This window comes from Candidatus Methanomethylophilaceae archaeon (genome assembly GCA_017524805.1).
Taxonomy (GTDB): domain Archaea; phylum Thermoplasmatota; class Thermoplasmata; order Methanomassiliicoccales; family Methanomethylophilaceae; genus Methanoprimaticola.
Genome location: JAFXUX010000031.1, coordinates 18,355 through 36,231, shown reverse-complemented (window position 1 = coordinate 36,231; position 17,877 = coordinate 18,355). Strand labels below are relative to the sequence as shown.

Below are 17,877 nucleotides of genomic sequence, written 5' to 3'. Positions count from 1 at the left end.
CTCATACCAACACGTACATATCCTCTATCTTCGACGGCTTGTATGCGTCATCGAAGATGTCTCCGAGATCGTATCCGCTGCGGTTGCTCCAGGTCTCCCCGGTAGTGGTCGTCTCCACATAGACATACTTCTTCCCGTTTTTCGTCGCGACATTATCGCCATAGTTGTACGAATCGTTCACGAAGTGTATCGATGCCATGGCATGGTCGCGGAATATGAGCAGCGCAGTATCGTATCCCATCTTCTTCATGAGAGTGCAATACAGAATCGAGGAATCCTCGCAGTCTCCTCCGCCGTCCCAGAACAGTTCGGCCGGATATTTGATGAACTCCATCTTCCCGCGCGAGCTCTCATCATACAGATAGGGAATCGTCTCCACGAATTTCATGACGAAATATGCGAAATCACGGTCGTTCATGTTATAGAGCGACTTGTATTCGAGCAGTTTCTCGCACGCGATCTTTACATATGGGTCATCATAGGTGAAGTACTTGGACATCGCCCTGTAGGAGCTGAAATCGGCCCTGTCCGTATCCTTTGAATAATCATACAGATCGTTGTAATGCATGGTGAAGGACATGGAATAACTGTTCTTGCCGACTTCCCAAGTGCAGGAGAACGTGGAGGTCTTTTCCTTATAAACCCTCAGAATGCATGGGACAGGTTCTCTGCTGTCGATCGGCGTGAAAATTCCGTTCACCCTGTCGCTGAAGGTAACGCCAGTGTTCATGTTGTATTCCTTGCCTTCATCATCGTAGATGGTGACAGGGCTCACAAGATGGACATCTTCGAAATATAGCGTATTCGATTCCAGAACGTAATATTCTACGTCTGTGCGCGCTTCATATACCTTATCTGGAGTTGCGCGGTCATCCGTCAGAGTGCGGCTGATGGGTTCCTGAAGCTTCCCGTCGATGTACCAGCCGTAGAAATCCTGTCCATACGCAGTAAGGGTCAGAGTCTCGCCGATGGCGAGGGTGGTATAACCTGTGACGGTAATCCCATATTCGGCATATACCGTAGGCTCGAAATCCCCGACGATATTATTGACCTCATAGACTTTGGTCAAAGAATAGTTCAGCTCCAGCCCAGAATCGAAAGTCTCGATTTTCAGCGGATAGAAACTGCGGTATACCCACTGCTTCTCTGTCCCGTCTTCAGACTCCCAAACCTCGCAGACATATGACTTCTGTCCATTTCCGAAGAAATTCCCGGTTAAGGTTTCATTGCCGCGATAGAAGAAAACCGTATCGTCGCCGTCATCGTCATCCGTCCAGTAATGCTCGGTCAAATCAAGGACGTCGGCCGCCTCTTCCGTAGTAGTGCTGCCGAATATGGTGGACCACCAGTACGGTATCGTGATTCCGCTGTACCAGTGTTTGGTACCGATTTTCATGGTACGCTCCACATAATAGGCGCCGTCATCTTCGCCGAGGTATTCCCATGTAGCAGTCCCGGTATAATTCCTCTTGAAGACTATGGAGGGGGAAGAGCCGTCGATGCTCATGGTGAATCCGGTACCGACTTTGCTTCCGGACCATGCTGCATATAGCGTCAGATCGCCGGTCTGGCTTTCCAATATCGCCCCGATCGGCGTGGTGCATCCCTCATCCGTGAACCATCCGTCGAAGAACAGCCCTCCGTTTTCAGCGTAAGGTAAATCGGCATATTGGCCGCTCTCATATGTTTTGGGGGCGGTGCCGACCAGAGTGCCTCCGTTGAGAACATAGCTTATGCTGTACGTGGCTTTGGGGACATCCGGATCCACAGGATCGACTGGCTCTTCGGGATCAGTCTTCTGCTGGCCATCGTCTCCAGAGCCTCCCAAGAATATGGCGGCGCCTACGATAATGACTATTACAGCCACCAAAAGCGCCACTACTCCAGAGCTTGACATTGCCGGGAGAATCGCAATACTCGGATAAAAACAGAACCTTCAAAGGCGTACCGCCATCGTTTTAAGTATGACGGGGGATTAGAGTCCATGGTCAGGATAGAAATAGAGTACAGGCACACGGATGCGCCTATAGACGACCCCGTAGTCAGAAGAAGGTCCTCCGCAGCGATGGTTTCGTACATCAAAGACCTGATGTGCGACTTGGAGATGGAAGATATCCCCTGCACCTTCAAAGAGACAAAAATAGAAAGCGGATCGAGCTCCATCATAATCAACGGAAAAAGCGTCCAGGAAATCGTAGACGGGCTGGCGATCAAATATCTCGAAGCCGACGACGACCCTGACCAACCCGGAAAAGTGACTTTCGGGCGCCCGATCCTCGATTGGAAGAGGGAATACGCCGAAGACGTACCCGATACGATCATGAAGAACGCCATAGCGAAGGTCTACGCCGACGGCGTGAAGAATGACCTTCCAGTGATGAACTGATTTCAGATAAAAACCGGCGGGGATGCCCCTGCCGGCATGTTTCTCATTCCTCGGCGCCGGTGCGGACCTTGACTGCGATGCCTTTCTTCATGAAAGGTATCTCTTTGGGCGTCAGGAACATGCGGCCGGTGGCCACGGGATTGCCGTCCTTGTCGGTCACTATGGCCTCCTCCATCGGGCGCAGCTCAGGATCGCAGGACAGCACGAACTGTGCGAACACGTTGCGCCCGTCGGCAACGAATGGGACGGCATCATCCATGATCGCCACACGCATATATGGTGCTGGAACCGACGAGACGATTCTCTTCGCTCCCTCCAATCTGAGAGTATACAGCCCGTCTCCGGCGCGCATCGAGAGAACGTGCTCGCCATCCGATATGACGTTCCTTATTTTGCCGGTCTTCTTGCTCTTGACGAACGTCACCTCGCCTCTGAAAAGAGCATCCGCGGCCTCGTTCCCGAACTGATACCTCGCCACGGCTTTCGCCCTGAGCATGTCGGCATCGTATTCTATGGAGCCCCCATCCGGAATCTGACCAGGCTCTATCGCCTTTCTGAATCCCATCATGCTCAAAAACTGGAATGTCAGCCTTTCAGATTCGTTCTCGGTCTCATCATCCTGTATCGAGGGGAAGAGAGATTGGGCCAGAGGGTACATCTCATCCAGCTCCGCCGGAACCGGTCCGAACGGGGAGACCACAATGGGGGTGTATCCCGCCTTCCTTGCCCTGTCGAAATCCTCGGCATACGGCCTGCTGTACGGCTTGCCCTGGCAATCCGGGAACAGGACGGCTTTGTCGGTCGGAGGCACGTATCTTTTCCCAAGCCTGTCCAGATATCTCAGATAGACCGGCCTTCCGCGGGACTCCGAGCCAGTATAGAATATGGCTCCGTCCCTGCTGAGGGGGTCGCTGAGCTCCATCTGAGCCTGATGCTCTTTCAGCCTGCGGAGAGCGTCCAACAAAGCAGGATGGGCCCTGCAGCGGATCTCGGCCAGCTCCCAGAGGCGACCTTCCTGAAGATAGCGCCTGACGAGAGCCAGCTCGCGCGTGATCTGATACAGATTGTGCTCGGCGATTATCTTCGTCCTGCTCTTCTTGTCCAGCCCGCGGAGCTCCTCGACTCTGCGCCCGCGGCACGCTGGGCAATCGCAATCCAAAGATTTCATGTCGGCAAGCCTGAACGTTCCGTCGATGAACATCATCCTGTCGTCTCTGGCGAATTTGGCGTACCCAGCGGAATCGAACAGATCGCATCCCATCAGAGTGGCAAGGGCCAGAATCATAGGGTGGCCGGCGCCGAACAGGTGGACGGGGCGGCTGTGGTTTATGCCCCTTTTGGAAGCCATGACCACATCGACGAGCTCGGAATAGCGGTATTGCTCCATCAGAGGGACGACGCCGCCTATGGGGTGGACGTCTATGTCCATGGAAGCCATCTTCCTGGCGCAATCCTCCCTCAAATCCTGGTATACCGAGCCTTGGATGACACCGTTGATGAGCATGTCGCCCTTCATTTCGCAGGCTTTCTCCGTTCTCTCCAAAGTCGTAACTATGGATTCGGCCGTCTGCTCCTTGGTCCAGAAAGGCTCGGTAAAGATGTCCAGCACAGTCCCGATGTCCGTCCCGATGTCCTTCTGGAACTGGACTATCTCCTCGTTTGTGAGATCGACCTCTCCGTACATATGGGACTGGAAAGTCCCGGAATCGGTCATGATGACGCCGGGATAGTCGAGCAGACCGTGCAGTCCCAGCTCCAGAGCCTTATCTTTGAGCTCCGGCGAATTCTTGATTATGTATGAATTGGTGATCAGGGCTTTGAACCCGAACCTTTCGTAAAGCTCGCGCGGAGGCACGGTGTTTATCTTGGGATTCACAACCGGAAGCAGGGCAGGGGTCTCCACGACCTTCCCGTGGACCTCGAATCTGCCCATGCGCGCCATGCCATCGCGCTTTATGATCTCGAACATATCCGACGTTAACTTGTCTTGATATTAATTGGGTTGGCCCGTAGCCCCTATGGAATCTTCGGCCGCCTTGACGCATGCCATGAGATCGTCGGCGGTATTCCTCATGGTCCCGGCGGTCTCTGACTCCGCCCTGAGAACTATGGAAGCGCCTTCGAGAGCGGATTCTACATACCCCGCGTTGTCCGGGGCCAGAGCATCGAAAACCGCGCGGGCGGTCCTTTCGTCCGGATAATCTATGCGTATCTCTGCCTTTATCATAGAACCTCATCTCTTAGATGGCATACAGCTTCCCATAGAATCGATCGTCAAAGAGATGCGTCGCCCACGTATCCGACGAACAGATCCGCTCCTGTCTCCTCGTCCACGATGGCCATCAGGAACGGGATATCGCAGCGGAATTCCACTATTGACAGATCGGATCCGGGGATGACGGACAGCTTTTCCATCGTTATCTCCGTGACGGCGGCCGCTTCGGTGCCTTCCTCGTCGACTATCATCCTAGCCTGATGCTTCCCGCCTTCCACTGACAGCGGAACGCCATCTATCATCCCGCTGAACGTTGCAGATTCGCTCAGACCGAGCTCCGACAGGATTTTTTTCAGATCCAGAGATTCAGAAAGATCCAGCTTGGGCAGAGAGATATCGGCATCGACAAGGGCCGGAGATCCCAGCTTCCCCATGAAAGCCTCCCTGTTCTCCCAGGATTCTGACTTCCATTCCTTCAGAACCTCTGTCGAGGAGGGATCCTTAGGAAGGATGATGCGCATGCAAAGGCCTTCCCGAAGCTCGGAATCGTATTCCAGCTGGATTCCCCTGAATCTGGAATCCTCGTGATAGCGCACGCCTTTGAGAGTCCCATGCATCATCGGAACCAGTGAGACAGAGCCGCCGTCGCCATGGAAATATTCGTCATACGTCAGATCGGAATCGAAAGGAACGTTCCAGCTTCCCTTGAAATGCACCACGTTCAGCAGGTCGCATACCGTATCTTCCGTGGCTATCGACTCGTAATCCGGGATCAGGCCGCAGGTCTTCTCGCTGACCCATTCCTTGATCAGAGCCTTCACGGCATCCAAATCCCCCGAGAAATCGGCTTCCGATACCGCGCCGCCGCAATACCTCACCACAGCCTTGGCGAAATCCTCGGACACGGACGTCCCGGCGACGGCAGAGCGGTCCACCATCACCATTCCGCAGGAGACGAACTCCTCCCCGTTCGCAGCCAAAAGGGAATCCAGATACGCATTCAGAGAATCGATGCCGTCGGAATGGAGGATTCCGAGCATCTCCTTTTCCGCCTCGGACCCGGATTCAGAGCCGTTGGCCAGCATGCCCAGTGCGAAGTATATCCCATACGGCGAGAGCAGGATGTTCCCGCCATCGGCGGCATCGAAACAATCCCATCCGAGGGCGTTGACGCTTCCGGATGGGACTGCGCCGTCCTTAACATCCATGTCGGAGACGTCAGGGACGTGGAATTCCAGAGGAAGCCTGCGCTCCTCCGTGCTCCCAGGAATGCAAAGAGCCGCAGCGACGATCAGCAATGCCGCAGCGACCGCGATCACAGGCAAAGCTTTCATGCGCCGTCGATTGCCGTGCTGGGATTTATCCTTCTCGGAACATCCGCTATGCGGGCCGTTAGAAGGGTATGAGCCTCGGACACATAGGAAATGGCTGATACCAGCCGATATAAAGGGAGTTTCTGACGCCTCCTCGGAGATTGCTTTAAGTCCTATGTGATTATAGCAGCCAGCGTGGTAAATGGTTCGATTCCTCCTGATCAAAGAATGAAGTCGGCCGCGTCCTTGAACGGGGAGACAATGGTGAAGCTTCTCGGAAGCAACGAAAATGGGCTTTATAACGAAGAAGTGACGACATCCCGCATTCAATACGGGAAAAATGAAGTCACCAACCATAACAAACATATCGTTCTGAAAAGGCTTTATCACGCATTCGTCAACATTTTCATAATCGCACTGGCCGTCATAGACATCCTTTGGATGATTCTGGACCCGGACATCATTTATTTTGTAATCCTCACGACTCTGATTGTCGTCAGCGGAACCATGACCTTCATCCAGGAGACCCGCAGCAGCAAAGCCGCGTCCAAACTGGTCAGCATGGTCACTACGATCATAACCGTGCGCCGCGAAGGCGTAGAGGTGGAGATGGACTCCAAAGAGCTGGTCGTCGGAGATATAATCATACTTGACACCGGCGACGTCATCCCCGCCGACGTGAGAATACTGAAATCAAACCACCTGCAGGTGGACCAATCCTCGCTTACCGGCGAATCTGGGCCTGTCACGAAAGTCACCGAACCCAGCGCCAGCGTGGGAAACATCCTCGGATGCAACAACATGGCCTTCATGGGAACCAGCGTCATCGGGGGCTCCGCGGAAGCGATAGTCGTCTCCGTCGGTGACGACACCATCTTCGGGAGCATGGCAGAAGAGCTCTCCAAGAAGAGATCTGCGACCACCTATGACAAAGGAAGCAAAGCGATCGCGTCGGTTCTGATCAAGATCATGCTCTACATGGTCCCCCCGGTCTTCCTCATAATGGTTGCCAAGAGCTACTTCAACTGCGGAGAGTTCACTTTCGATGGGATCATGGAAGCCGTCATCTTCTCGCTGACTTTGGCGATAGGCCTCATGCCCGAGATGCTGGCGACCATCGTATCGACCAACCTTGCGAAGGGCGCCATCGACATGTCGAAGAACAAAGTCATCGTCAAGGACGTCACCTCGATCCAGAACTTCGGAGCCATGGATGTCCTTTGCTCGGACAAAACCGGGACCCTCACTCAGAACAGGATTTCCCTCGAGTCGTGCAACGATGTCTACGGCAACCCCAGCCATACGATAGAGATCTTTACCTGCCTGAACAGCAAGAACCTGACTTCGGCAACCAACCAGATAGATTGGGCGATCGATGAGTATGCGGAAGACAACGGCCTCTCCGACGAGCTGGACGGGTACAAATTCGTCGCCGACATACCGTTCGACTTCATCAGAAGGAGAGCCACCGTCGTCGTCGAGAAGAATGATGACGTCGACATGATGATCACCAAAGGAGCGGTGGCTGAGATCCTCGAGATCTCCTCCGGGTACACCGACGAGAACAGGGACATCCAGGTTCTCGACGACAGCACCATCAACGACATCATGGGGCTCGTGGAGTGGTACAGCAGCAAAGGCATGCGCGTCCTTGCGGTTGCGCACAAGTTCATGCCCGATGGGACCAACGTCACCTCTGCGGACGAATGCGACCTCATATTCGACGGATTCGTCGTGTTCATCGATCCCGTGAAGCCCACCGCCAAGACCGCGATCAAGGATCTGGCCGATTATGGCATAGCCGTCAAAGTGCTCACAGGTGACAACGAATACGTTTCCGGGTACGTCTGCGACGAGATAGGCATCGAAGGCAAGGAAATCCTCGTCGGCGAAGCGATAGACGCCATGTCAGACGAAGAACTGAAGACCGCAGTGGAAACATGCAACGTGTTCGCAAGGCTCACCCCCGAAAACAAATCCAGGATAGTCACCACCCTTCGCGGAAACGGCCACACCGTCGGCCTGATGGGAGACGGGATAAACGATGTCGTCGCCATGAAGAACGCCGACGTCAGCATCTCGGTGGACACCGGAACCGACATCGCCAAGGACACCGCCAACATGATCCTGCTGGAAAAGGATCTGGGCATACTCAAGAACGGAGCCATAGAAGGCAGAAAAGTCTACGTCAACAGCATAAAGTACGTCAAGATGATCGGTTCGATCAACTTCGGATACATGTTCTCGCTGATCATAGCGACTCTGCTGTTCAACTTCGAGCCTATGGGCGCGATTATGATCCTGATCTTCAACCTGATCAACGACTTCGCCTGCCTGGTCATCCCGTGGGACAAAGTTGAAGACGAATTCGTCCGCGAACCAAGGAAATGGGATGCCATCAACCTGAAGAACGTCATGTTCAGATACGGGCTGATGTGCCCTCTGACAGACCTGATGACATGGGCATTCATGATCTTCGTGGTCTTCGCTACCATTCCCTTCGAAGGGTTCGACAGCGCCGCCGCCGCCATCCTCGCCAGGGAAGACCTGAGCGGCACCAACGTGGAGCTACTGTTCGAGACCCTGTGGTGCATAGAGCAGTACTGGATGCAGGTTTGGGCGATACACATCGTGCGTACCAACAAGCTCCCATTCTTCAGGAGCTGGCCATCCAACATCCTCGTTGTGACCACCATACTCGCGCTGGCAGCCGGAACGCTGCTTCCGTTCACCGGAGACCTGTGGCTTGCCATCGCGGAATCCGTAGGCATGGAAGGAGTGCTTCCCATCCCGCTGTGGTCGCTGCTTTGGATGCCGTTCATCGCAGTATTCTACTTCTTCGGGTCGCACCTCGTCAAGAAGAGGATGCTCAAGACGCACGGTTACTTCGCGTGCTGAGAAACATGGGGGAACCATCCCCCTGCCTTTCATAATTATGAAAAAGAAATGGCCTGCGGACGGAATCCGATCCGCAGGGTTTGAGATTTTAGTTTAATACGGAATCACTGGTTGGATTTCCAGAGGCCGTGCTTGTTGCAGAACTCCCATGCGGTGACTTTCTCGGCGGAAGTGGGGAAGAAAGCCTCGGGAGCGTCTCCGGGTTTGAGGTATTTCCTCATGAGGATGCCGTCGGCGCAGATCTGGATATACACGATGTAGTGGTCATCGGCCATGGGGTGGGCGGCCTCTTTGCCTACTTTGACCAGGAATCCCCCGTCCTTCTTCTCGATGTAAGGGACATGCTTCTCTTTGGCGAAATCGTCGGTTTTGGGCTCTACCGGGGTCATGGGGGATCCGCAGCAGCTGGGGAAGCACCCTCCCTTGTAGATGAGATCGACCGCGGTGCCGCATTTTGAACAAACGAAAGTTCTGCTCATTTCTGAACCTCGGACGGTCATCGCTCTGCGCAGGTTAATAACCTATCGCATAAAGGATTCTGCAACATATCCAAATACCAAATCCAAAATTTCTGGCGCATGGATATTCCGGCGGTGTTCGCTGTCTACGAGGATGGGAAGGTGAGAATCTCCGAGGGGCGGTTCGAAGGCGGCAGACCGGTCTTGGAAGGGCCGCTGATGCCGTTGTCTGCCCTCAGAGGCATAATCATTACCGAGGAAAGGTCGCCGATAATCGCCGCGGATGTGAACAGCCTCAGATAGGGATGGTTCTGCGAGGGCGTAATGAAACGTCTGAGAGTAAGAGGGGCTTACCTATGGCTGATGACTTCGATCGAGACGACGGAAGACCTCATGGACGCGTTCAATTCCTCCGCGGACATGATCATCTCCCCTTACCATGTCTCCCTCTCGGATGCCATACTGAAGGACATAATGGACGTATCGGACAGCTTCATCCCCGCGGTCTACGTCGCTGACGGGATGGGAATCCGCAGGGGAGGAAGGAAATCATATGTGGAGGATATCTTGGACGAGCTCATGGACATGAATTACTTCAGGATATGCGTGGTCGACTCGGACATGTCCCTGACGGACAGACAATGGGAATCCATAGAGGACATGTGCCCATCCGCAATCCCGTTCCCGGGGGCCAGATACGCCTCCGTGCCGGCTTCCTTCGCGAACAAGATATTCCACGTCGCTCTGTGACGATATCGCAGACGAAGTCTCCGACAGCCTCTTTCAGGCCTTTTCCCCCGCGGTCGTCGGTTCCCGGGAATTCGAGATGGCCCGCCCACCCCATTCCAGCCGTTATCGAAAGCGCTCTCATCTCAGCCACGGCGCATGAGAAGCGGGCGTTCGGGCTTCCTCCGCAGAGCATAGCTGCCATCCTTCCTCCATGAGACCCTTTCCACCAATAAGGTTGGAACCGATCCATGACGGTTTTTATCAGAGAAGAAGGGCCGCTGAAATGTATCGGAGACGCCAGAATCAAGAGGTCAGACCCTTCGACGGCATCCAGGATTTCGGCCATGTCGTCGTCGATCGCGCATACTCCGGACGCGCATTTCCCGCACCCTGAGCAGTGGCGTATGTCCATCCCAGACGGAAAAACGATCCGAGCCTCCCAACCCAATCCGCGGAGGGCATCGGCCGCATATCCGCACATCCTTGCGGTGATGCCATCGGCGTTCATGCTCCCCGCGACGATCAGCGCTTTCATGGACCATAATCTGCGGTACAGATTAAATAAACAGATGCAATTATGAGGGGCATGAAGCTCGCGGAAGCGCTTAAGATGAGGTCTGACCTGGATCTGAGGCTCAGACAGCTTGAGATAAGGCTCAACAACAATTCCAAAGTCCAAGAAGGAGATGAGCCCAGCGAAGATCCGAAAGTTCTTCTCGCGGAGCTTGACACCATCACGGAACAGCTCACGGATCTGATCCGCAGGATAAACATCACCAACAGCCTCACCAAAGACAGGAACGGAGCTACGCTTGCTGAGCTTCTGGCCCGCAGAGACGTCATGAAGAGGAAAGGCGATATGCTGAGAACCTTCATCGACCATGCCAGCAACAGGGCTGAGCGCCGCGTTTCCACCGACATCAAGATAGTCAGCACGGTTGACGTCAAGGCTCTGAGAAAGCAAGCGGACAGAATCTCCGAGGACGTGAGGAAAACCGACAATTCCATCCAAGAGCTCAACTGGATTACAGAGCTGATCTGACGCAGGAAGGTAGCCTTTCCGGAGCGGGTGCAAACCCTTGTCCGCGGGTTAAGCGGATAGCATTGGGTCCGGGGCGGGACATCTATACATCAGTTAAGCCCCCATCGTGACATCCAACGCAGACGGATATCTTTACTACCGGGCACCGGCCGGAATCGTGAGGGTGGGTACGGGGAACCCTCGTCAGATTATTCGCTCCATAATCCGTCATTTTTTAGTGTATTTGAGCGGACAGTCTTTAAGTCTGACATCCATATGGGTTCCAGTGAACATGACGGAAGAGTTCATGAAATGGAAAGTGGCCGAGTTCCCGCGCAACGTCAACGCCGGCCACAATGCGCTGAGATCCGTCAGAGAGATGTGCGACGAGCTCAAGATAGGGCGCACCGCCACGCTTATATCCGGCGAGAAGACGATGAAAGCCGCCGGAAAAGAGGTCGCCGAATATATGAGCGGATACGATCTGGACGTCTGTCTCATAGGCGACGCGACGATGGAGAACGTCAAAACCGCCGAAAACCAGATCAGAGAATTCAAATCGGATTTCATTCTGGCGGTCGGCGGCGGAAGCAAGATCGACACGGCCAAAGTCGTCTCTAAGGATCTCGACATCCCATTCATCAGCATTCCCACATCGGCTTCGCATGATGGCATCGCATCCAACAGAGCATCATTGAAAACCCCCGCGGGATCCAAATCCATAGAATCAGGCTCCCCGATGGGCATAATAGCCGATACTGCCGTCATCTCAAAGGCCCCTTACCGCCTTCTGGCCGCCGGATGCGCCGATGTCATCTCCAATCTCACAGCTCTGAAGGATTGGGATTTCGCCAAAAGGCTCACGAATGAGAGTTACAGCGGGACGGCATACACGCTGTCCAAGTATGCCGCGGAATCAGTCATGAGCTCCGCGGACAAGATAAAACCCGGGCTGGAAACGAGCGTTTGGCTCGCGATCAAGCCCATTATCCTCTCCGGGATCTCGATAAACATAGCGGGGAGCTCCAGACCCACCAGCGGCGCGGAGCACATGATCTCGCATAGGCTTGACCTCACATGCCCCGGGCGCGCGTTGCATGGGGAGCAGTGCGGTGTGGCTTCGATACTGACGATGTATCTCCACGGAGGGGACTGGAAGAGCATCAGAGACGCTTTGCGTATGATTGGTGCCCCCACAACCGCCAGAGGACTGGGGATAACGAAAGATCAGATGATAGACGCCATGGTCCACGCTCACGAGATAAGGTCCGACAGGTTCACGATACTCGGTACGACAGGCATAAGCGAGGAAGTAGCTATGACCGTCGCGAGCGAAACAGGCGTCATTTGAGGAAGAAATGACATTGATAACGCTAATCGGCACTTCGCAGGCTCACGAAGGCAACGAATTCTATTTCGTCGGCCCGCTGAACGACTGCAGGGAATGCAAACTGAAAGGGGTGTGCTTCAATCTGGAGCCGGGATCCAAATACAGGGTCTTGGAAGTGAGGTCGCAGACCCACGAATGCCACGAATACCTGGGCGAAGAGGTCACCGCCGCGGTGGTCGAGAAAATCCCCACGCCCGCGTCAATACCCAAGAAGCAAGCCATCGACGGGAGCATGATCACTTACCAGGAATCTAAATGCGAGAACCTCGCATGCGAAAACTACCGGCTGTGCCATGCGCCCGGCAAAACCGAAGGCTCCAAATACAGCATAAAAACCGTCTATGGGGACATCGAATGCCCCAAAGGCGATAAATTGGTGAAGGTCGACCTCTTCTGAGGCCGCCTCACCTTAAACTTCCTTCAGAATTTCTCTCCGGTTATCCTCTCGTACATATCGACGTAGAGCTTGCTCACGCGGTCGATGATGTCCTGTGGGAGGGGAGGTATGTCGGGCTCTGGCTTCCCGGCTTCGCGGGCAGAATAGAGTGCATCATGGTACCCGGTCTCGCGGTAGTATTGGCGGACGAATTCCTTGGAGAGCTCGACTATCCTTCCGGCGGCATACTCATCCGCGTCCCACCAGCGATCCTCGTCGAGAGTTCCGAAGGTGTCCACGACCATGAGCTTCCTGTTCTTGTCGTAAGCGAACTCCTTCTTCCCGTCGCAATGGATGAGATTCCTCTTCCCGGCTTCCTCGGCGATGATAGCGTCGATCTTCAGCACGGTGGCTTTGATCTCCTCGTATTCCTCATCCGAAAGGCCGGCCATCTTCTTGGCTTCCTCGTCGGTCAGGTTCTCGTCATGGGCCTCCAGCTTCGTGGTGCACTCGATGAACGGCTTCGGCAGCTTGTCGCCTTTCTTGACCTGATATCCGGCGGGGAATCCGAGGTCTTCTGGCTTGACCTTGCCGGATTTTATCCTGTCCAGAAGGGATCCTGCTGCATAGTATCTGCAGATGACCTCCAGAGGAATCAGATAGTTCTTGGTCGTGCCGTCGATCCTGCTGTAATCGCGGATGATGTCCACGCGCTCGACCCTCATCCTGTCTTTGGACGGCTCGCTGATGAAGTGGTTGCGGATGCCGTTCTTGGTCAGGATATTGAACCAAAACTTCGCGGTTCTGCAGAGGGTCTCCCCTTTGTGCGGAATTTTGGACGGTATGATCTTGTCGAACACCGAGATGTTGTCGGTATAGGCGAACTCAAGGGTGTCGTCGTCCACCTTGTAGACCTCTTTGACCTTTCCGGTCATTACATGTTCCATGGGCCGCTAATCATCCAAGTGTTAGATAAGTGCTTGCAAAACGTCCGATCGATCGCTCTGGACCGACCGGAAAAAGAGCATTCATCGCTTCCCGCTGAAATCGGCGGTCTGCATCGACATCGAGCGGAAATCGACTGCCACAAGCTTCCCTGCGGTCTCGGTTCCCATGCCCGAGATTATTTTCAGAGTCTCGATGGCCTCCATAGCGGCGATCGCAGAGACAGCAGCCCCGAAAACGGGAACGCCCTCGCCCTCTCCGGCGCATGTGCCTATCATATCCCTTAAGCTCGGCGTCTGACCAGGAATAGACACGGCTATCTGGCCTTCGAACCCGCTTATGCCGCCGTGCACCAAGGGCTTGCCGTTACCATAGGCGTAATCCGCGAGCTTCATCCTGCTTTCCATGTTGTCCAAGCAATCCACTATGATGTCGCACGGATAGAACATGGATTCGGTGCCCTCTCCGAATGGTTCGGGATGGACCTCGATCTCAGCCAGCGGATTGATAGCCGTGATCCATTCCGCCGAAATCTGGGACTTCGGCCTCTGGTCGCCCGCAGTATAGATGAACTGCCTGTTCAGATTGGTTATGTCCGGATAATCCGGATCCGATAGGATGTAATGGCTCACTCCCGCCTCTGCCAGCAAGGTTATCAGAGTCACTCCCAGGCCGCCGCATCCGGCGACGCCTACCGTTGCGCCCATGATCTTCTCCTGGCCTTCCTCGCCGAACAGAGGCAATTGCCGCTCGAATCTCCCTCCGATCATAGTTTGCCCTCCAGCAATTCCCTCATGACCTCGCATGCAGTGGAGACGGTCTGCTCCCTCACGGAATCCCTGCCGCCCTCGAACACGTTGCGGCAGACTACTGTCCTGGGGCCGTCGGCCACGGCGATATAAACCAGACCGACGGGTTTCTCGGGGGTCGCCCCGCCTGGCCCGGCTATTCCGGTGACCGCAATGGCCGCATCCGTTCCGAACGCCTTCTGCGCTCCGGCCGCCATCTCCGATGCCGTCTGCTCGGAAACCGCGCCGAATCTCCGGATCGTCTCCGGATCAACGCCGAGAAGATCCGTCTTGGCTTCGTTTGAATAGGAAACTATACCTCCCATATAAACCTCGGAAGAGCCTGGGATGGCCGTCAGAGCGCCTCCGATAAGACCTCCGGTGCAGGATTCGGCAGTTGACAGAGTCTTTCCCATGCTTGCGAGAAGGCTTTCCAAGGCCTCGGCTTCGGAGAGGGGCGTTGTCTCCACCTCCAGAGATGTCTCTGAGCCTTCCGACCCCGTCTATGTCGTCCATCACTTCTGATACGGCTTTGGGCACGAGCGACCTCCATTCCTCCTCGGCGACGATCCTGCGGCGGATTTCGGTGCCGGAGTAGACATCGCGGTTGTAGAGGGGCGATGCGCGGACTTCGAACCCGGCCTCCTCGAACAGGCGCTTAGTAAGCGGATTGTTGGTGTACACGCGCCTGAAAGGAGGCGACATCGACACCACATGGGAAACCCAAACGGAATAGCGGTTCAGATCCTCCATCGGGACGATGCTGTAGTTGTGGATCCCCGCGTCATCCAGGGAATTCTCGATCATCAGATATCTCTCGCCGGCGGTGAAAGGGTTGTCCGGGTGATGGGAATACTGGGCGCTCCCGATTCCGACGATGAGATGGTCCGACTCTGATGCGCACTTCCTGATGACGTCCATATGGCCGTTGTGGAAAGGCTGGAACCTCCCCACCACCATGGAATACGCACTGTAGTCGTTTCTAGACATGCCATGGAGTACTGCGAATCCGTATAAAACACAATTGCGGGATGCCAGTCTGCATTCGCGCGATTATTACTCTGAACGTATCCAGCCGGCAGTTTTCGCCGAAAGTTTCGGGATTCGGATATGCCCAGCGGATCGCAAATCAGAATTCAAATGGAAAAGTGGGCGGGGGTTGTGGCCCCCGTGATTTGGGCTTGGACCCGGCCCTCATCCCCTGAACGGCTTCAAGGGGTCTTTCGTCCCTTTGCCCAGGTCGTCTTCGATGTTCCCGGCGGAAGTGTATCCCGACGGGGGAGCGCTCGGAGACGGAGCGGACTTGGAAACCGGTTCCGGGATCGGAGGCTCTTCCGGAGGCTTCTTCTGGGCGGGAGCCTCGGGAGGAGGGTTGTGGTAGACGTATTCCACGGGAGGCTCGATTCTCTTGACCGTGGACCCGCCGCTTTCGTTGAGCGGAAGGAGCTTGTCGAGGTACTGCTGCTTCATAGGGCAATCCACGAAAGCATACTCGAAGACGTCTCTGAGGGTTTCGACGGTGTATATGTCCATGGTCTTGTAGAATCTGCTCTCGACCATGACGTCCTTGGCGTTGTCCTTGGGTATGAGCGCGATTTTGATTCCGGAAGCGGCCGCAGCCTCCAATTTGGCTGTGACTCCGCCCACGGGCAGGACCATTCCTCTGACGCTCAGGGAACCGGTCATCGCCAGATCCTGGCGGATCGGTATCCTCTCCAGCGCAGAGATTATGACCGTAGCCATCGTGATGGAAGCGCTGTCTCCCTCGACTCCGTCATAAGTTCCGATGTATTGGAGATGGATGTCGCTATCGGAGAGGCTGGTCATCGTGTATTTCTTGATGACCGCCGAGATGTTGTCGACGGCTTCTTTGGCGATGGTGCCCAGCTGACCGGTTGCGATGATGCGGCCTCCCTTGCGGACTTGGGAAGGCGATACCTCTGCGACGATGGGGAGAACGATTCCCGAGTATTCGGCCATGTTGGAGCTGGCGTTGAGCGCGGCAAGGCCGTTGATCATTCCAATCTCGCTGCCGGACGTCTTGAACATGGAATAAGCGGCGCTGTTCTCGATATATCTGTCTGCGATCTGCTGCTCGATGCTGCGGGCGGATCTGCGCGCGGCTACGACATCGCCCATGGTCACAGAGGGGGAACCTCTCTGATATGCGATATCCCCGGCCACACGGACGAGACCTCCGAGCTCTCTCATCCTGAGGGTGAGCTCTCCTTTCCTTCCGGAACGGCGCTGGGCCTCCCTGACGATCTCAGCCACGGCAAATCTGTCGAAATGGGGGATCTTGCCATCTTTCTTGACTTCCTGGGCCACGAAACGCGCTATGTTGAGACGGTTCTCGTCGGTGTCGTGCATGGTGCTGCGCATGTACACCTCGTAACCGTAACCTCTGATCCTCGATCTCAGGGCGGGGTGCATCCCTTTGATCGCATCCAAGTTGCCTGCGCAGACGAGGATGAAATCGCATGGCACAGGCTCGGATTTGACGAGAGCGCCGGAAGACCTCTCGGACTGTCCGGTAATGCTCATCTGCTTCTCCTGCATGGCAGTGAGGAGAGCCTGCTGGGATTCCATCTTGAGGACGTTGATCTCATCGATGTACAGGACACCCTTGTTGGCTTTGTGGATGGCTCCAGCCTCTATCCTGCTGTGGGACGGGGTCTCAAGGCCGCCTGATTGGAAAGGATCGTGCCTGACATCGCCCAATAAAGCTCCGGCATGGGTACCTGTGGCATCCACGAACGGCGGCATCTCTCCGGCGTCATGGCCGACAAGAAGCTTGGGAACAAGTGCATCCTCGTTCTTCGTCTGCATAGGGGTCCTGAACAGCATTATTATGATGAATGCGCCCAGCATCGCCGCCAGCGCGATCATGAAATTGTTGAATATGAAAGAACCCACCAGACCGAGTATTATCAGCGCCATGCAGGCATAGACCCACATCGTGTTGGACTGGTTCTTCCTGGCGGCCGCGGCGGCTTTCTGCTCAGCGACAAGCGTCTTGCCCTTACCGGCGGGGAATACCCTGATCCTGGGCTCATTGTTATCCTCAGGATTGTTGTAAGCGACTATATCTTGGAGATCCTCGGAAGAAAGGCTTTCGACCATGGAGTTAGCGAGCATGGATTTCCCCGTCCCAGGCTCGCCTATGAGCATCACATGCCTTTTCTGAGAGGCCGCCTTCCGCATGACTTCCACGGCATCGTCCTGTCCGATCACGCGATCCGTCATGGAATCGGGGATCCTTATGTCGGCCGTGGTATCGAAGGTCTGCTGTTCCGCCCACTCCTCGACGGAAATCTTTGACCTCTCAACGTCTTTCTCTTTCATATTTCAATGACCC

At 55.0% G+C, this 17,877-nt stretch carries 17 protein-coding genes; 6 read left to right on the top strand and 11 right to left on the bottom strand.

Annotation, left to right across the window (positions count from 1 at the left end; translation table 11 throughout):
• Position 1: 1 nt before the first annotated feature.
• Positions 2 to 1,897 carry an InlB B-repeat-containing protein gene (locus tag IKP20_06475; GenBank protein MBR4504596.1) on the bottom strand — a complete coding sequence of 632 codons (1,896 nt, stop codon included), beginning with the start codon at positions 1,895 to 1,897 and terminating at the stop codon, positions 2 to 4.
• Positions 1,898 to 1,984: 87 nt separating this feature from the next.
• On the opposite strand from IKP20_06475, the gene IKP20_06470 reads away from it, so the two are divergent.
• Positions 1,985 to 2,386: a hypothetical protein gene (locus IKP20_06470; GenBank protein ID MBR4504595.1), complete on the top strand. Its 402-nt coding sequence runs from the start codon at positions 1,985 to 1,987 to the stop codon at positions 2,384 to 2,386.
• A gap of 43 nt (positions 2,387 to 2,429) precedes the next feature.
• Here the strand turns inward: IKP20_06470 and tgtA are convergent, their stop codons facing one another.
• Genes tgtA through IKP20_06455 form a run of 3 tightly spaced genes read right to left on the bottom strand, consistent with a single transcriptional unit; the run spans position 2,430 to position 5,935 of the window.
• Entirely contained in the window at positions 2,430 to 4,355 is a 1,926-nt protein-coding gene (gene tgtA / locus IKP20_06465) for a tRNA guanosine(15) transglycosylase TgtA (protein MBR4504594.1), read from the bottom strand.
• A gap of 24 nt (positions 4,356 to 4,379) precedes the next feature.
• A complete protein-coding gene (locus tag IKP20_06460; protein ID MBR4504593.1) occupies positions 4,380 to 4,613 on the bottom strand; it encodes a hypothetical protein in 234 nt (77 codons plus the stop codon).
• Positions 4,614 to 4,660: 47 nt separating this feature from the next.
• Positions 4,661 to 5,935: a hypothetical protein gene (locus IKP20_06455; protein ID MBR4504592.1), complete on the bottom strand. Its 1,275-nt coding sequence runs from the start codon at positions 5,933 to 5,935 to the stop codon at positions 4,661 to 4,663.
• Between the two features lie 207 nt (positions 5,936 to 6,142).
• On the opposite strand from IKP20_06455, the gene mgtA reads away from it, so the two are divergent.
• Positions 6,143 to 8,812 (top strand): magnesium-translocating P-type ATPase, encoded by a 2,670-nt coding sequence (gene mgtA / locus IKP20_06450; GenBank protein MBR4504591.1) that lies wholly within the window; start codon positions 6,143 to 6,145, stop codon positions 8,810 to 8,812.
• Between the two features lie 104 nt (positions 8,813 to 8,916).
• Here mgtA and IKP20_06445 read toward each other — a convergent pair whose 3' ends face one another.
• Positions 8,917 to 9,291: a desulfoferrodoxin gene (locus IKP20_06445; protein ID MBR4504590.1), complete on the bottom strand. Its 375-nt coding sequence runs from the start codon at positions 9,289 to 9,291 to the stop codon at positions 8,917 to 8,919.
• A gap of 99 nt (positions 9,292 to 9,390) precedes the next feature.
• Here IKP20_06445 and IKP20_06440 point away from each other — a divergent pair, with 99 nt between their 5' ends.
• Positions 9,391 to 9,573 (top strand): hypothetical protein, encoded by a 183-nt coding sequence (locus IKP20_06440; GenBank protein MBR4504589.1) that lies wholly within the window; start codon positions 9,391 to 9,393, stop codon positions 9,571 to 9,573.
• A 292-nt stretch (positions 9,574 to 9,865) separates the two neighbouring features.
• Here the strand turns inward: IKP20_06440 and IKP20_06435 are convergent, their stop codons facing one another.
• Positions 9,866 to 10,534, bottom strand: a complete 669-nt coding sequence (locus IKP20_06435; GenBank protein ID MBR4504588.1) for a flavodoxin family protein — start codon at positions 10,532 to 10,534, stop codon at positions 9,866 to 9,868.
• Between the two features lie 51 nt (positions 10,535 to 10,585).
• On the opposite strand from IKP20_06435, the gene IKP20_06430 reads away from it, so the two are divergent.
• The 3 genes from IKP20_06430 to IKP20_06420 all read left to right on the top strand — a co-directional run bounded on the left by IKP20_06430 (position 10,586) and on the right by IKP20_06420 (position 12,807).
• Entirely contained in the window at positions 10,586 to 11,041 is a 456-nt protein-coding gene (locus IKP20_06430) for a DIP1984 family protein (GenBank protein MBR4504587.1), read from the top strand.
• Between the two features lie 271 nt (positions 11,042 to 11,312).
• Complete coding sequence (locus IKP20_06425) at positions 11,313 to 12,371, top strand: NAD(P)-dependent glycerol-1-phosphate dehydrogenase (protein ID MBR4504586.1); 1,059 nt, start codon at positions 11,313 to 11,315, stop codon at positions 12,369 to 12,371.
• Positions 12,372 to 12,378: 7 nt separating this feature from the next.
• On the top strand, positions 12,379 to 12,807 hold the full coding sequence (locus IKP20_06420) for a UPF0179 family protein (protein ID MBR4504585.1): 429 nt from the start codon (positions 12,379 to 12,381) through the stop codon (positions 12,805 to 12,807).
• 23 nt (positions 12,808 to 12,830) lie between these two features.
• Here the strand turns inward: IKP20_06420 and purC are convergent, their stop codons facing one another.
• The 5 genes from purC to lonB all read right to left on the bottom strand — a co-directional run bounded on the left by purC (position 12,831) and on the right by lonB (position 17,864).
• Positions 12,831 to 13,733 carry a phosphoribosylaminoimidazolesuccinocarboxamide synthase gene (gene purC, locus IKP20_06415; GenBank protein MBR4504584.1) on the bottom strand — a complete coding sequence of 301 codons (903 nt, stop codon included), beginning with the start codon at positions 13,731 to 13,733 and terminating at the stop codon, positions 12,831 to 12,833.
• An 81-nt stretch (positions 13,734 to 13,814) separates the two neighbouring features.
• On the bottom strand, positions 13,815 to 14,501 hold the full coding sequence (locus tag IKP20_06410) for a HesA/MoeB/ThiF family protein (GenBank protein MBR4504583.1): 687 nt from the start codon (positions 14,499 to 14,501) through the stop codon (positions 13,815 to 13,817).
• A complete protein-coding gene (locus tag IKP20_06405; GenBank protein MBR4504582.1) occupies positions 14,498 to 14,845 on the bottom strand; it encodes a nicotinamide-nucleotide amidohydrolase family protein in 348 nt (115 codons plus the stop codon). The genes IKP20_06410 and IKP20_06405 overlap by 4 nt, the downstream gene beginning before the upstream one ends.
• Positions 14,790 to 15,509, bottom strand: coding sequence for a nicotinamide-nucleotide adenylyltransferase (locus IKP20_06400; protein MBR4504581.1), 720 nt, complete (start codon positions 15,507 to 15,509; stop codon positions 14,790 to 14,792). The genes IKP20_06405 and IKP20_06400 overlap by 56 nt, the downstream gene beginning before the upstream one ends.
• A gap of 204 nt (positions 15,510 to 15,713) precedes the next feature.
• Positions 15,714 to 17,864: an ATP-dependent protease LonB gene (gene lonB / locus IKP20_06395; protein ID MBR4504580.1), complete on the bottom strand. Its 2,151-nt coding sequence runs from the start codon at positions 17,862 to 17,864 to the stop codon at positions 15,714 to 15,716.
• Positions 17,865 to 17,877: the final 13 nt, after the last annotated feature.